Below are 14894 nucleotides of genomic sequence, written 5' to 3' on the forward strand. Positions count from 1 at the left end.
AAAGTCAGGCGTCCAGGCCCAGTGCCGCCGCGGTGACCGCCCTGGCTCGCCGCGGCTCCACCAGCAGATCCACGCTGTCCGACACCTGGTCCACGCAGCCCACCAGCGGCAGCCCCTTCACCAGCGGATCCGACACCGCCCCCAGCAGCGCCTCGGCGAACCGGTCACCGCCGATCACCCGGAACGGCCGGTCGTGGAAGCCGCGCACCCGCGCGTCCAGCGGCTCGGCCAGCGCGACCCGGTTGTGCAACGCCGCCAGCCGCCCGTACGCCGCGGCCAGCGCCTCCTCACGTTCCCGCCACGACCGGGCCGCCACCGCCCTGCCCAGCGACTCCCCCAGCTCCGCCGACCCCGGCAGCCGGGCCAGGGCGCTGCCCAGCCACTTGGCGTACGGCGGGTAGCGGCGGCGCAGCAGCAGCGCCAGCCGCATCACCTCACGCACCAGCCTCGCCCCCACCACCGCCGATCCCAGCTCGTCGCCCACCTCGCCACACCGGCCGGGGAACGGCTCCTCCTGGGCGATGCGCCGCCACTGACAGGCCAGCACGTAACGCCACACGTCGTCCGGATACCAGCGCAGCGCCGCCCGGGCCGCCTCCAGCGTGCCGAGCCCGTCGTGGAAGACCTCCCCCCGCGTCACCTCGGCCAACCCCTGCCACGGCACCGACAGCCAGTCCAGCAACGACACCCCCCGGCACGGGTCGAAGCCGAGCCGCCCGCGCAGCCACGCCCCCAGCTCGGCCACCACCACCCCGGAACGCACCGCGCCGTGGTAGTCGAACACCGTGGGGAAACCGCCGAACCTCACGGGCAGCCCGGCGGCCACCCGATCCTCCACCGCAGCCACCCGGCCCGGCTCCACGAACACCAGCACCCGCGGCCCCCAGTCGTGGTCGGCGGAGCGGGCCGTGTCGAACTCCAACACCTCAGACCCCGGGCCGATCAACGCGGCACTGTGCGCGACACCGGCCAGCAGGGGCGCCACCGCGTCGGCGTAGAAAGCTCGGGACAACTCGATACCAGGCACAAAATCGGACATCACTCTGCCAACTGTGCACCACGCCCCGCCGCCGCTCACCTCAATTTCCGCACCCCCGCCACCGGGCGGCCCGCGCGGGGCCACGCCGAGGCAGCGGGTCGCGCCGCGGCGACGTCAATGCTCCGGCCGAGACGATGACCACGGCGACCGCGGCCATGAGGGTCGCGACCAGCGGCACGTCGAAATGCGATCCGTTCACGGGAAACAGCTGCCATGAGACGTTGAGCATCATGTGGAAGAGCGTCATCGCCAACACGCTGCGGCCCATGTGGTTGAACAGCCAGACCATGATCACCCGTGCGGCGACGGTGCCGAGTGACCACCAGGCGATCCAGGACACGGAACGCTGCACCTGCAGCAGCGGCACCCAGTGCCACACGGCCCAGACCGCTCCCAGGATGAGGCCGGCTTTGAGGGCTCCCCACCGTTCTTGCAAGGGTTGGGTGGCATAACCGGACCAGCCGAGCTCCTCACACAGGGCACCGACGAAGAACCCGAGGAGGAGCAGCAGCGTCAGTAGCAGGGAGAACCGCGGATCCGGTAGGGCGGCCCCCGTCAGGCGGAGCAGGAAGAACGACGCCGTCACCACGGCGGGATACAGCAGCAGGGTGGGGACGTACCAGGCCTTCACCCCGACCCGGTGGCCATCGAACGATCGCGCGAGAAGCGCTCGCACGCCCGCGAGCCCGCTCTCTCGGTACCGCAGCACGACGGCGGCGATGGCCGGGCAGACGAAGGCCAGCCCCGACAGGGGAATGCCGGGCAGGATCTGCGAGCCGCCCAGGGCGTCGAGTGCCAGGAAGGGGGCGGTGAGGGCAAAGACCAGCAGGAAGAAGGCGAGCGGCGACCTTCGAGGGGACGTTCCGGCGCCCCTCACCCACGACGGTCTCATGAGCGAGCAGGACGGCCCGGAGCGACACCCAGAAAGGAACTTGGGATACCATGTCTCATAGTCGGAAGGTACCCAACCGGGAGCGAGATGTCCATGCCGAGTGAGCCCCCTGTGCCCAGCGGCCCGAGCCGGCGGCGGCCCCGGTTGAGCGATCAGGAGACGCAGCGGCGCATGCTCGACGCCGCGCTGGCCATGGTGCACCAGAACGGGCTGACCGTCGGCCTCGATCACATCAGCTTCGAGGACGTCATCCACCAGGCCGGCGTGTCACGCACGGCGGTCTACCGCCGCTGGCCGTACAAGGACCTGTTCTTCAGCGACCTGCTGCGGGAGCTGGCACAAGGAGCCGCTCCGGCCGCCGCGGTCGCCGAGGAGGCCACCATGCGCCTGCTCGGCTCGGTGCTGGCCGGGCGGGCGGCGGAACTGGCCTCGCCGCAAGGCAGGCACGATCTCGTCACCGAGATGCTGCGGGTGAGCGCGAGCAGCGATTTCGAGGCCATCCACGACTCCGCCGAGTGGCGCACCTATCTGGCGCTGCAGGCGACGTTCATGAGCCTGCCCGACGGCCACCTGCGCGACGACGTCCAAGCCGCGCTGGCCCGTTCCGAAGCAAGGTTCGTCGACCGGGTGGCGCGCGGCTGGGAACAGATCGCCACGGCCATGGGCTACCGGCTGCGGCCGGACTCCGGCGGCAGCTTCCCCCTCATCGCGACCTTGGCCGGCGCGACGATGCGCGGACTGGTCCTGATGGCGCTGTCGGATCCCGAACTGCTGACGCGACGGGTGCCCGCCAACCCCACCGCGGCCGGCGCCGCCGCCGACTGGCCGCTGATCGGCCTGGCAGCGGCCGGCATCGCCGGCACCTTCCTCGAACCCGACCCAGACGTCGTATGGGACGGCGAGCGCGTGACGGCCCTGCGCGCCCTGCTCGGCCAGGATGCGACCGGCCACGCCACCGCCGAACCGGACCGGTGACCATCCTGACCGGCCACCTCCCCCACGAGCTCGGCGCGCCCGCCGGGACACGCTCGCGGTCTGCTACGCCGCGCCGGAGACGAGGTGGGTCGCCAGCACGCGGCGACGCCGGTAGCCGAGCCGCTCGTACACCCCGATCGCGGCCGGGTTGTCGTCGTCCACCATCAGCGCCGCCCGCCCGTGCCGCGCGACCAGCTCGTACGACACCCACCGGCACACCCGCTCGGCCAGGCCCCGCCCGCGCAGCGGCGCGGCCGTCGCGACACCTGCCAGGAACCCCACCGACGGCGCGCTCCACGCGTCGGCCGCCACCGCGGCGAGCCGGCCGCCCGCCCGCAGGCCCGCCCACCGCCTCACCCCGGGCGCGCCGGGCACCGCGTAGGAGGCGGGCGCGTGCTCGGCCAGCAGCGCCCGGACCTCCGCCTCGTCGTGCGGCCCCAGCCACCCGACGCCGCCCTCCGGCCTCCCCGCCGACCCGTCCACCCGGTCGCCTGCTCGATCATCCGCTCGGTCGCCTGCTCGTTCATCCGCGGCGCTCGCCGTCGGGCCGTTCGCCGGGGCGGGCAGGCTCATCCAGGAGAAGCCGCCCACCACCTCCAGTCCATCGATCTTCGCCGTCACCTCGGCCAGCAACCCCGCCTCACCGAACGGCCGGAACGACGGCCCGACCTCGCCCAGCGCGTGCCGTACCAGCTCCACCGCGCAGGCCGGGCCGCCCCAGACCGCCAGCCGGTCGCGGCGCGACACCTCGCGGGCGGCGGCCACCACCGCGTCGCCCAGCGCCCACGCCCGCGCGCCGCCCCGCAACCCCTGGGCCGTCCACACGGGCAGGTCGTCGTCGCCGCAGGCGGCCCGCACCTCCTGTGGCGACCGCAGCTCACGCAGCACGGACGACCACCGGCCGGACCACCCCCGCACCAGCCGCCGGTGCGCCGGTCACGCTCACAGGATGGCGCCCGGCCGGTAGGCTGCCGCCTCCGGATGGGCCGCCACGACCTCGCCGACCTGCTCCGACACCGCGCGCACCTGGTCGGCCGCCGCCCCGGTGAACGACACCCGATCGGCCAGCAGCGCCTCCAGCGCGGCCCGGTCCAGCGGGAACCGCTCGTCGGCCGCCAGCCGGTCGAGCAGCTCGTTCGACGCGCCGCGCGAGCGCATCTCCAGCGCCGACGCGACCGCGTGCTCCTTGATCAGCTCGTGTGCCTGCTCGCGGCCCACGCCCGCCCGCACGGCCGCCATGAGCATCTTGGTCGTCGCCAGGAACGGCAGGTAGCGCCCCAGCTCGGCCGCGATGACCGCGGGGAACGCGCCGAACTCGTCCAGCACCGTCAGCATCGTCTCCACCAGCCCGTCGAAGGCGAAGAACGCGTCCGGCAGCGCCACCCGGCGCACCACCGAGCACGACACGTCGCCCTCGTTCCACTGGTCGCCGGCCAGCTCGCCCACCATCGAGGCGTAGCCGCGCAGCACGACCGTCAGGCCGTTGACCCGTTCGCAGGAGCGGGTGTTCATCTTGTGCGGCATCGCCGACGAGCCGACCTGGCCCTCCTTGAAGCCCTCGGTCACCAGCTCGTGCCCGGCCATCAGCCGGATCGTCTTGGCCAGCGACGACGGCGCGGCCGCCAGCTGCACCAGCGCGGAGACCACCTCGTGGTCGAGCGAGCGCGGGTAGACCTGGCCCACGCTCGTCAGCCGCCGCTCGAACCCCAGATGCGCCGCGACCCGGCCCTCCAGCTCGGCCAGCTTGGCCTGGTCGCCGCCGAGCAGGTCGAGCATGTCCTGCGCGGTGCCCACCGGGCCCTTGATGCCGCGCAGCGGGTAGCGGGCGATGAGCTCCTCCAGCCGCCGGTATGCCACCAGCAGCTCGTCGGCCGCCGTGGCGAACCGCTTGCCCAGCGTCGTGGCCTGCGCCGCCACGTTGTGCGAACGGCCCGCGACCACCGTCGCCTCGTGCTCCTCGGCCAGCGCCGCGAGCCGGGCCAGCAGGGCCACCACCCGGTCGCGCACCAGGAGCAGGCTGTCGCGCACCTGGAGTTGCTCGACGTTCTCGGTCAGGTCGCGCGAGGTCATGCCCTTGTGGACCTGCTCGTGGCCGGCCAGCGCGTTGAACTCCTCGATCCGCGCCTTCACGTCGTGGCGGGTGACCCGCTCGCGGGCCGCGATCGACTCCAGGTCGACCTGCTCGACCACCTTCTCGTAGTCGGCCGGCGCCCCCTCGGGCACCGCCACGCCCAGCTCGGCCTGTGCCCGCAGCACCGCCAGCCACAGGCGCCGCTCGGCGATCACCTTGTACTCCGGCGACCACAATCGGGCCAGCTCAGGGGAGGCGTAACGGGCGGCCAGAACATCGGGGATACGCGGCTTGGATGTCACGTCGGACAAGTCTATGCACCCGGTCGTGCCGATCTTGCATCAGCCCGAACCAGCTAAGCGCCTTTACATTGTAGATTTCTAGCTGTCGGCCTCGCCCGGCGTCCGTGCTGATCGCGACCAGGCCACCAGCCCCCGCGCGATGAGGCTCTCGGCCGTGGCGACGACGGTCTCGGCCGCCGGGCGGGGCCGCCGGCCGAGGACCGTCCTGGCCCGCTCGTTGCTCCGTTCGATCTCCCCGGACAGCCGCTCGGCGTGCCGGCGGAACAGGTCGCGCTGCTCGGCGGCCCCCTCCCGCCCGCGGCCGAGTAGCTCCAGGTACCGGCGCATGTCCTCGATCCGCATGCCGGCCGAACGCAGGCACGCCAGCGCCTCCGGCCTGTCCACTCCCTGCCCGTCGTAGCGGCGATGGCCGCTGCCCGGATCACGCTCCACCCGGGCGATCGGCCCATCTGCTCGTAGTCGCGCAGGGTCGGCTCGCTGAGGCCGGTCCGGCGCGCGACCTCTTGGATCGTCAGCCGCCTCACGACGGACTCGGTGCCAGGTGACGTCATGCCTTCCACTGTCGGTCACCTCAAGCGCTTGAAGTCAAACCCCCGCCGCGGGACCCCGGCGCGCCGATCCGGCGGCGCGTGTGGCAGCCTGCAGGAGCCGGGAACGTGACGGAAGGACGCGCGGTGCGGATCCTGCTGGTACGCCCCTCTCACTGGTCCCCCGACGGGCACGCCAACTTCGACGCCGTCGAGGCGGCCTGCGCGGCGCGGCCCCCGCGCACCGGGCGCGACGACGTCGTCCTGCTGCCCGAACTCGTGGGCGGGCGGCTGTCGCGTCCCGACTACCTGGCCAGGCTCCGCGCTCTGGCCGCCGGCACGGGCTCGACCGTGGTCGGCGGATCCCACTACGACGAGACCGGGGCGGCGACGGTCAACCGGGGCGCGGTGGTCGACCCGGCCGGCACGCTACTGGCCGAGTACGGCAAGCGGCATCCGTACGGCGTCGAGCACCGCGCCGGCGTGCGGCCCGGAAGCGCGGGGGACGGCTTCGAGCTGGGCGGCCGGCGGTTACACGTGCTGATCTGCGCCGACCTGTGGTACTCCGCCGACCTGGTCCGGCGGCGGGCGGCGCCCATCGACGTGCTGCTCGTGCCCGCCTTCTCGGTCACCCAGTGGCCCGCCCCGGACCCGGCTCGCCTGCTGTGGCGGCACATGAGCGTCGCGCGGGCGTACGAGTTCATGATGTACGTGGCGGTGAGCGACTGGCACCACGAGGCCGCCTACGACGGGCAGCGCTGCGCCGGTGTCACCGGCGTCGCCGACCCCTGCCCCAGCGTGCCGGGCGACTACTTCACCGCCGGCCCCCAGGCGCCGCTGTGGGTGCGCGACCTCGACTTCGACCGGCTCGACGCCTTCCGCGCCGACCGGACCCGGCGCGGCTTCACCCACGACCGGCCACCGTAAGGCGTCGAAGGGCAGGAGGCCGGGGGCCCCGTCTTCACCAGGACCTCCCCGCGCCGGAGCCCGAGCCACGCCCGCCCGCCGTCGTCGTCCGGCCGTCCCGCTTTCCCGGCGAGGCCGGGGTGCGGCAGCGCGACAGCGCCGTGAAAGCGCCGTGCGACTCCGTCCGCCGAGGATCGCCTTGTGCGTGAACGCGGAGGACGAGATGCGCGATGACAGGGCCGGCACGGCGGTCCGGGAGCCGACCGCCCGCGCGCCGGAACGGGAGCGGTGCGGGTGGGCGCCGGTGGCGGCGCTGGCGATGGGCACGTTCGCGATCGGCACCGACATGTTCGTCGTCGCCGGGATACTCGGCGACATCGCGGCCGACCTCGGGGTCACGACCGGCGCCGCCGGGGTGGTGGTGACGGTGTTCGCGCTGGCGTACGCGATCGGCACGGTGCTGCTCGGCGCGCTGCTCGGGTCGTGGCCGCCGCGGCGGGTGCTGGTCGGCTCGGCGGCGCTGTTCGGGCTGCTGGCCGTGCTGTCGGCCGCCGCCCCGGCGCTGCCCGCCCTGCTGGCCGCCCGGGTGCTGGGTGCGCTCGCCGCGTCGGTGTACGTGCCCGCGGCCGGCGCGGCCGCCGTCGCCGCCGTGCCCGCCGGCCGTCGCGGGCGGGCACTGGGCGTGGTCCTGGCGGGTACGTCGGCCGCCATGGTGGCGGGCGCTCCGCTGGGGGTGCTGCTGGCCTCGGCGCTGTCGTGGCGTGCCGCGTTCGGGCTGGTCGGCGTGCTCGCGGCGGTCACCGTCGCCGGGCTGCTCCGTACCCGGGCCGGGGCCGGGCCGCTCGCGCGCGCGACGGTGGGCGAGCGGCTGCGCCCGCTGCGCTCCCCCGCCTTCGCCGGGGCGCTCGGTGTGACGTTCCTGGTGATGACCGCCTCGTTCGGCATGTACACCTATCTGCCGCTGCTCCTGCCCGCAACCGGACCGGCCGGGATCGGCCTGTTCGTCGGGGCGTTCGGGGCCGGGGGCCTGGTGGGCTCCTGGTGGGGCGGGGCCGCGGCCGACCGCGGTGGAGGCCGGACCGGCGAGCGCGGAGGACCCGGTGGGCGCGGTGGGGTCGTGGCGGCGGTGGGCCTGCTGGGCGCCGGTTTCGTGGCGCTCCCGCACCTGGCGACGACGGTGGCCGGGGCGCTCGCGGTCATGGCCGGGTGGGGCGTGGCGGCCTGGGCGTTCGTGCCCGCGCAGCAGCACCGGCTGCTCGCGCTGGCCGCGGAGCCGGGCCCGTTGCCGCTGGCCCTGAACAGCTCCGCGGTCCAGCTCGGGGCGGCGGCCGGCGCGCTGTCCGGCGGGGTCGTGGTCGACACCGCCGGAGCCGGCCGGCTGTGGCCGCTCGCCGTCGCGTGCTGCGGCGCCGGGCTGGCCGTACACGCGTTCCTCGCCCGAGACACGAACAGACCGGGACACGAACAGGCCGGACACGAACAGGCCGGACACGAGCAGGCCGGACACGAGCAGGCCGGACACGAACAGGAGGGCCGGGAGAGATGACCGAGTCCGAGTCCGACGTCGCCGAGCTGGGCACCATCCTGGGCGTCTGGGCCCACCCGGACGACGAGGCGTACCTGTCCGGCGGGCTGATGGCGATGGCCCGCGACCACGGGTCGCGGGTGGTGTGCGTGACCGCGACCCGCGGCGAGCTCGGCACACCCCACCCCGAGGAGTGGCCGCCGGACCGGCTGGCCGCCGCACGCGCCGGGGAGCTGGCGCGCTGCCTGGAGATCCTCGGGGTGGACGAGCATCACTGGCTCGGCTACCGGGACGGCGGGTGCGCGGCCGCGCCGGCGCCCGCCGCGGTCGCGCGGCTGTGCGACGTCATCGAACGGGTCCGCCCGGACACCGTGCTGACCTTCGGCCCGGACGGCATCACCGGCCACCCGGACCATCAGGCCGTCTCGGCCTGGACGACCGCGGCGTTCGAAAGTTCCGCCCCGCCCGGGGCACGGCTGCTGTACGCGACCTTCGCGGAACGGCGGACCTCGTCCTGGGGAGCGCTCAACGACAGCCTCGGCATCTTCCCGCCGGGATACCCGATCATGACGCCAGGCCACCGGCTGGCGGTCGACCTCGTGCTGGACGCCCGTACCGCGGCGCGCAAGGTGCGTGCCCTGGCGGCGCAGGAGACCCAGACGCGCGAGCTCATCGCGGTCATGGGCGTCGGCCGGTTCACGGCGTGGGTCGGCGACGAGTCGTTCGCCGAACGGCCGGTGCCCGTACCCGATCCACGCCGGTGACCGTCATGAGCCGGACAGGTTCCGCTCGATCGCCTGCCGGGCGACGTCGAGGACGGCGGCCCGGCCGGGAACGGGCGTCGCCGGGTGCGGGCGCGGCGCGACGTCGTGGGCGGGGTTCACCGCGGGAGCGTCGGGAGCCTGACCGGCCGCGGCGTCGATCAGCGCCGCCGGTCCGTCGTCGCCGAGCCGGCGCAGCAGGCCGGCGAGGTTGCGCAGGGTGACCCACAGGTGGGTCCAGTTGCCGTTGCGGGCGAAGTAGTCGATGACGTCGCGGTAGCCGCCGAGCGCCTCGGGGACGCGGCCGGCGGTGGCGCGCACCGTGAGCAGGCCGACGGTCGCGACGCCGACGAGGAAGGTCGCGCCCGAGACGCGGGCCAGGTCGATGGCGCGCAGGTAGTGCCGCTCGGCGGGTTCGCTGTGGCCGGCGGCGTTCTCGATCTCCCCGGCGACGTAGGCGCCCCACGAGCGCATCGTGGGCGACACAGCGGCGGCCAGTCCCCGGTCGTTCAGCCTGCGCGCCTGGCCGAAGTCGCCCGCGTACGCCGTCGCGAGGGCCGCGATGCCGAGGTTCTCCCGGTGCGGGCCGGCCAGGTCGGCCGCGGCCAGGGAGTGCTCGACGACGTCGCCGTAGGCGCCGCGGGCCAGGTCGGCCACCGACAGCACCGACAGGCAGTGCCACGAACCGGGCCCGCCGGCCGCCTTGGCCAGCCCGGCGCGGGCGAGCCGGTCGGCGCGGCGGTAGTCGCCGCGGTGGTAGACGGCCTCCGCCGCCGCTCCGAGCACGGCGGGCGCGCCCGGGTGGGCGGCCAGCGCCGGGTCGCCGGCCAGTTCCTCGGCCCAGTCGCGGAGCTCCACCAGGTCGCGGTAGGCGATCGCCTCGTACAGCGCCACGACCATCGCCACGGCGTCGTCCGGCTCCTCCCTGCGGCGGGCCAGGCGCCAGGCGGCTCGCAGGTTCGGCAGCTCGCGGCGCAGCACGGCGTCGGCCTCCGGCTCCCGTTCGGTGGCCATGGCGGCGTTGATCCAGCCGGCCAGCTCGACGGCCCACCGCAGCACGCACTCGGCCGCGGCCTCGTCCTCGCCCGCCGCCGCCAGCCGGTCCAGCCCGAACGCCCGCAGCGTCTCCAGCATGCGGTAGCGGGTGCCGCCCTCGAACCGGGCGTCGATCATGGAGGTGTCGACGAGCCGGGCCAGCGCGCTGCCGGGGTCGCTCCGCAGGCCCAGGCCGGCCGCGAGCCGTTCGGCGGTGTCGAGGTCGACGCCGTCGGGGAAGACCGACAGGTGCCGGAACAGCCGCCGTTCGTCCTCGTCGAGCAGCCGGTACGACCACTCGATCGTCGCGCGCAGCGTCCGGTGCCGGGTGTCGGCGCTCGGCGTGCCGCCGCCGAGCAGGTCGAGCGAGCGGTCGAGGCGGCCGCACAGGTCCGTCAGCGAGAACGTGGACAGCCGGCCGGCGGCGAGCTCGATGGCCAGCGGCATCCCGTCGAGACGGCGCACGATGTCGGCGACCGTGCGCAGCTCGGCCGGTGTCGGGGGCGGGCCGGGGCGTACCCGGCGGGCCCGGTCGAGGAAGAGCGCCACGGACGGGACCCGCGTGGGGTCCTCGCCGGAGTGCGGCAGCGGGAGCGGGGCCAGCCGTGAGACGTGTTCGGCCGCGAGGCCCAGAGGTTCGCGGCTGGTGGCCAGCACGGAGATGCGGGGGCAGCAGGAGAGGATCACCCCTGCCAGGTCGCGGACGCCGTCGAGCAGGTGCTCGCAGTTGTCGATCACCAGCAGGCCGGGCTGGTCGCCCAGCAGGGCGACGCAGGCGGACAGGACGTCGCCGTGCGTGACCCTCAGGTTCAGGGCCGCGGCCAGCGCGTGGGGGATGGCGGCGGGGTCGGTGACCGGCGCGAGCGGCAGCACCGCCGCGCCGCTCTGCCGGGCGACCTCCAGGGCGACCCGGGTCTTGCCGACGCCGCCCGGCCCGGCGAGCGTGACCAGCCGTTCGGTGGCCAGCAGCCGGTGCAGGTCCGCGACCTCCTGTTCGCGCCCGATCAGCCGCGTCGCCGGCCCCCCGCGCGCTTCGGGCCCGGCACGCGCTCGGGACGTGGGCTCTCGGGAGGTGGGCTCTCGGGATGGGGTGGGCTGCGGCGCGGCGGTTCCGTCGAGGATCTCGTGTTCGAGCTCTCCCAGGGCGGGTGACGGGTCGAGGCCGGTCTCGTCCACCAGCCGCCGCCGGTACCCGCGGGCGACGCGCAGCGCCTCGGGCGCCTGCCCGGTGGCCGCCAGCGCCCGCATGAGCAGCAGGACCGCGGGCTCCCGCAGCGGATCGGCGGCCGCCGACGCGGCCGCGCAGCTCAGCACCCGCTCGGCCTGTCCCGCGTCGACGGCGGCCGCCACCAGCGCGTCGGTCACCTCCCGGTGCAACTGCGCGTACTCCTCCACCGCGGCGGCGATCGGCTCGACCTCGGTGAGGCCCGCCAGCACCGGCCCCCGCCACAGCCCGTGCGCCTCCTCCAGCAGGGCGAACGCGCCGGCCGGGTCCCGCCGCGCCGTCGTGCGCGCCGTGGCGAGCAACGCCCGCGCCCGCGCCACGTCGAGCTCGTCGCGTCCCAGGTCTAGCCGGTAGCCGTCGGGCCGCCGCGCCAGCCGGTCCGCCGCCGGTCCGAGGTGCCCGCGCAGCCGTGACACGTGGTTGTGCAGGGCCTGACGCCCCGACTCCGGCACCTCCGACGGCCACAGCGCGTCCACGAGCCGGTCCACCGTCACGATCCGGCCCTCGGCGAGCGCGAGCAGCGCGAGGACCGCACGCCGCTTCGGACCTGGTACGTCCACCGGCGTGCCGTCGACGGACAGCCGCAGCGGCCCGAGCACCTCGACCCGGACCGGCGGCGGTCGGTTGGCTGCCATGCCCCCTCCCCTCTCCAGCATGCCCGTGACCAGGAGGAGCGCGCCCCGTCAGCACGACGATAGCCCGTGCCGGAGCCATGGACAGCGGCTCCTCCGGCGGGCAACGCCACCCCATGAGACGATTCGTCGCGACATGTACTGATCACCACCGTGGGGGAAAGATGTTCGCGGTATCCCTGGGCGATGACGGCGCGGAGCTCCGGCCCCTCGAACCGTGGCGGGACGAGGAGTTCCTGGCCCACATGGACCGGGGGCGGGAGTTCATCGGGCGGTACGTCGGGCTGGCCGACGTGGTCACCGACCTGGCGTCGAGCCGCTCGTTCCTCCAGTCGTACGCCGCGAAGGCCGCGGCCGACACCGGGCGGATCTACGGCATATGGACGGACGACAAGCTGGTCGGAGGGGTCCTGTTCCGGACCATGGACGTCGGGCAGGGCGTCGCCGAGGCGGGCTGCTGGCTGGAGCCCTCGGCCGCCGGCCGAGGGCTGGTCACCAGGGCCACCCGGGTGATCATCGACTGGGCGGTCGAGGAGCGGGGCATCCACCGCGTGGAGTGGCACGCCTCGTCGGCGAACGCCGCCAGCGTCGCCGTGGCCCGGCGGCTCGGAATGACGAGGGACGGCGTGCTGCGGCAGAGCTACGTGCACCGGGGGACGCGGCACGACATGGAGGTCTGGTCGGTGCTCGCGCCCGAGTGGCGGGCGAGCCGGCAGGCCCCCTGACCTCGACGCGGCGACGCCGAGCCGGGCGACGCCGAGCCGGGCGACGCCGAGCCGGGCGACGCCGAGCCGGGCGACGCCGAGGCGCGCGGGCCGCGCGACCCGGCCCGACCCGTCAGCACGGGCTCAGTCGGGCGCCCAGTACTTCTCGAGGATCTGCTCCAGGTGGCGGACCACCGGGCTCCAGGAGGCGGGCAGCGTGTAGCGGCTGACGCGGCGCCCGCGGTAGGCGATCGTGTATTTGATGAAGTCGGCGCCCTGCGGCTGCGCCTCCGAACGCCCGAGACGCAGTCGCCGCAGGTGCCGGCGCAGCGTCCCGGTCTCCTGCTCGGTCAGGCACTTGTCGACGGCCGGCCCCGAACGGCGGCTCAGCCGCACGCACCCGTCGGTGTGGACGATCACGCGGTCGTCGAAGCCCGCGAACCCGCCCTCCCGGTGCAGGGTGATCAGCGTCTTCGTCTCGGAGGCGACGGCCTGGGCCGGCGGCGCGAGGACGGCGCTCGACCCCAGCAACAGCACGGGGAGGATCACGCTCAACCAGATTCTCATGTCTCCTCTACGTACCGGGCGGGCGGACGGCTCACCGTGGACGGGCGGTCCGTGGACGGGCGGTCCGGGGAAGGGCTGTCCGGAGAAGGGCTGTCCGGAGAAGGGCGTCATGGCCGCCATGCTCCCAGCGACCGGGCTTCCGCGGATCGGTGGACCGTCGCGATTGCCGAAGGGTTTCCCGGCCCGTGGACATTCCTCTGCCGGGCGGCCGGCGTTCAGACGATCGGCGGGCGGCCGGCGCGCGTGAGCCGCGCCACGGTGCTCCAGGACATCGGCCGCCGCTGCCCGTGCCCGCCCTTGAGCCCCTCCCACAGCCCGGCGAACCAGACGGAGAGGTTGGCGCGCGACCGGATCCGGACGACGCTGAGCAGCGCCCAGGCCACCAGGTAGAAGGGGATCAGCGGGGCGGGCAGGCGGCGGTAGGCGAGCCAGACGCGGTTGCGGGCGACGAGCCGGTAGAAACCGGCGTGCCGGGCGGGGTCGGTCGCGGGGTGGTGGATGACGATGCCGGGCGCGTACCAGCCGGTGCGCCCCAGGTCCCACAGCCTCCAGCTCAGGTCGATGCCCTCATGGAAGAGGAAGAAGTGGCCGGGCCAGCCGCCGGCCCGCTCGTAGTCGGCGCGGCGCACGAGGACCACGCCCTCCGCCATGACGGTGATCGTGCCGGGCCGGCCGGCGTCGCCCGCGCGCAGGCGGGGAACCCAGCGGCGCAGTGTCACGCCGGTGTCCGGGTCGGCGATGCGCGGCTGGATGTAGGCCGCCTCGGGACGGCGGCGGGCCTCGGCGACGAGCCGGGCGAGCGTGTCCCGCTCGGGCAGGACGGCGTCGTTGTCGAAGAAGAAGACGAACTCGCCCGCGTCCTGGCCGGCCAGCGCGTCGGCGCCGGTGTTACGGCCCTGCGGGATGCCCACGTTGACCGGCAACGTCACGGCGCGCACGCCGAGGGGCACATGGTCGGGCTCGACCCCGTTGCCGACGATGACCACCCGCAGGTCGACGTCCTGCTGGTCCAGGAGGGAGTCCATCGCCCGCGGGAACGCGTCGGGCCGATCGTTCATGGTCAGGACCACCACATCGACGGTGGCCTTCGGGCTGGGCATCATGTCTCCTGGACGTGTGAAGCTCGACGCGGCGTGGTCGCGCGCTGTTTCCCTGCTCGCAACCGGCCCAACCTAGCGTCGCACCAGCCGAACGTCGCCCCGAACGCGCCGGAAAGGCCCCCTGCCGGCGCGGGTGCTCACCGGACTGACACGGCGACCATGGATGCGATCGTGGGCAGCAGGACCACCGCCGAACTGGCAGCCCAGTAGGGGCGTGCGGCCTGGCCGGTCCTGCGCCACACCAGCAGGTTGGTCAGCGACCAGGCGGCCAGGAACCCGCCCACCAGCGGCACGAGGATCACCAGCCAGGGGAACACTCCGTCGTTCTCCGTCGGTTCTCTCCGGGTGAGCCCCATCGCGGCGAGGGGGAAGTTGGCGGCGAAGAACCACAGCGCCCACAGCGGGATGACGGCGAAGAAGCCCAGCACGAGATTCACGGTGACCACGAGGGCCCATTTCAGGCGCTGCGTTCTGCCCGTGTCGCGCAAGGTCACTCCAGCAGTCGGACGTCTCGCCATCGAGGAACGCCACCCTAGGCCATCCACCGCCGCGTCGATGCCCGGACTTTGCGACACCGTCGTCACAGCGAAGAAGCCGCGCGAAGACGGCCAGTGCCTTTACAAAGTAGATCAG

The 14894-nt window shown here is 74.4% G+C and carries 14 protein-coding genes; 5 read left to right on the forward strand and 9 right to left on the reverse strand.

The window, feature by feature from the left end; genetic code table 11:
• Window positions 1-4: 4 nt before the first annotated feature.
• Together FHU36_RS20245 and FHU36_RS20250 are read right to left on the reverse strand one after the other, a co-directional pair.
• Window positions 5-1039 carry a DUF4037 domain-containing protein gene (locus FHU36_RS20245; RefSeq protein ID WP_185085512.1) on the reverse strand — a complete coding sequence of 345 codons (1035 nt, stop codon included), beginning with the start codon at window positions 1037-1039 and terminating at the stop codon, window positions 5-7.
• Window positions 1040-1079: 40 nt separating this feature from the next.
• Window positions 1080-1916, reverse strand: a complete 837-nt coding sequence (locus FHU36_RS20250; protein WP_185085513.1) for a CPBP family intramembrane glutamic endopeptidase — start codon at window positions 1914-1916, stop codon at window positions 1080-1082.
• A 159-nt stretch (window positions 1917-2075) separates the two neighbouring features.
• On the opposite strand from FHU36_RS20250, the gene FHU36_RS20255 reads away from it, so the two are divergent.
• The gene (locus tag FHU36_RS20255) at window positions 2076-2906 is read left to right on the forward strand and encodes a TetR/AcrR family transcriptional regulator (protein ID WP_246502512.1); all 831 of its coding nucleotides are present in this window, start codon (window positions 2076-2078) and stop codon (window positions 2904-2906) included.
• 63 nt (window positions 2907-2969) lie between these two features.
• On the opposite strand, the gene FHU36_RS43620 is transcribed toward FHU36_RS20255, so the two are convergent.
• The 3 genes from FHU36_RS43620 to FHU36_RS20270 all read right to left on the reverse strand — a co-directional run bounded on the left by FHU36_RS43620 (window position 2970) and on the right by FHU36_RS20270 (window position 5711).
• A complete protein-coding gene (locus FHU36_RS43620; protein WP_221496471.1) occupies window positions 2970-3794 on the reverse strand; it encodes a GNAT family N-acetyltransferase in 825 nt (274 codons plus the stop codon).
• A gap of 54 nt (window positions 3795-3848) precedes the next feature.
• Window positions 3849-5279 (reverse strand): adenylosuccinate lyase, encoded by a 1431-nt coding sequence (gene purB, locus FHU36_RS20265; RefSeq protein ID WP_185085515.1) that lies wholly within the window; start codon window positions 5277-5279, stop codon window positions 3849-3851.
• A 78-nt stretch (window positions 5280-5357) separates the two neighbouring features.
• Window positions 5358-5711, reverse strand: a complete 354-nt coding sequence (locus FHU36_RS20270; protein ID WP_246502513.1) for a MerR family transcriptional regulator — start codon at window positions 5709-5711, stop codon at window positions 5358-5360.
• 224 nt (window positions 5712-5935) lie between these two features.
• On the opposite strand from FHU36_RS20270, the gene FHU36_RS20275 reads away from it, so the two are divergent.
• The 3 genes from FHU36_RS20275 to FHU36_RS20285 all read left to right on the forward strand — a co-directional run bounded on the left by FHU36_RS20275 (window position 5936) and on the right by FHU36_RS20285 (window position 9001).
• Entirely contained in the window at window positions 5936-6733 is a 798-nt protein-coding gene (locus FHU36_RS20275; protein ID WP_185085516.1) for a carbon-nitrogen hydrolase family protein, read from the forward strand.
• Window positions 6734-6935: 202 nt separating this feature from the next.
• A complete protein-coding gene (locus tag FHU36_RS20280; RefSeq protein WP_185085517.1) occupies window positions 6936-8258 on the forward strand; it encodes an MFS transporter in 1323 nt (440 codons plus the stop codon).
• On the forward strand, window positions 8255-9001 hold the full coding sequence (locus tag FHU36_RS20285; RefSeq protein WP_185085518.1) for a PIG-L deacetylase family protein: 747 nt from the start codon (window positions 8255-8257) through the stop codon (window positions 8999-9001). Before FHU36_RS20280 ends, FHU36_RS20285 begins: the two co-directional genes overlap by 4 nt.
• A 3-nt stretch (window positions 9002-9004) precedes the next feature.
• On the opposite strand, the gene FHU36_RS20290 is transcribed toward FHU36_RS20285, so the two are convergent.
• Window positions 9005-11893: an AfsR/SARP family transcriptional regulator gene (locus FHU36_RS20290; protein ID WP_185085519.1), complete on the reverse strand. Its 2889-nt coding sequence runs from the start codon at window positions 11891-11893 to the stop codon at window positions 9005-9007.
• Window positions 11894-12054: 161 nt separating this feature from the next.
• Between FHU36_RS20290 and FHU36_RS20295 the strand changes: the two genes are divergently transcribed.
• The gene (locus FHU36_RS20295; protein WP_185085520.1) at window positions 12055-12615 is read left to right on the forward strand and encodes a GNAT family N-acetyltransferase; all 561 of its coding nucleotides are present in this window, start codon (window positions 12055-12057) and stop codon (window positions 12613-12615) included.
• Between the two features lie 123 nt (window positions 12616-12738).
• Here FHU36_RS20295 and FHU36_RS20300 read toward each other — a convergent pair whose 3' ends face one another.
• The 3 genes from FHU36_RS20300 to FHU36_RS20310 all read right to left on the reverse strand — a co-directional run bounded on the left by FHU36_RS20300 (window position 12739) and on the right by FHU36_RS20310 (window position 14707).
• Window positions 12739-13161 carry a hypothetical protein gene (locus FHU36_RS20300; protein WP_185085521.1) on the reverse strand — a complete coding sequence of 141 codons (423 nt, stop codon included), beginning with the start codon at window positions 13159-13161 and terminating at the stop codon, window positions 12739-12741.
• 215 nt (window positions 13162-13376) lie between these two features.
• The gene (locus tag FHU36_RS20305) at window positions 13377-14264 is read right to left on the reverse strand and encodes a glycosyltransferase family 2 protein (protein ID WP_185085522.1); all 888 of its coding nucleotides are present in this window, start codon (window positions 14262-14264) and stop codon (window positions 13377-13379) included.
• 134 nt (window positions 14265-14398) lie between these two features.
• Window positions 14399-14707, reverse strand: a complete 309-nt coding sequence (locus FHU36_RS20310) for a hypothetical protein (protein WP_221496474.1) — start codon at window positions 14705-14707, stop codon at window positions 14399-14401.
• Window positions 14708-14894: the final 187 nt, after the last annotated feature.

The organism is Nonomuraea muscovyensis, assembly GCF_014207745.1.
In the GTDB taxonomy this organism is placed as follows: domain Bacteria; phylum Actinomycetota; class Actinomycetes; order Streptosporangiales; family Streptosporangiaceae; genus Nonomuraea; species Nonomuraea muscovyensis.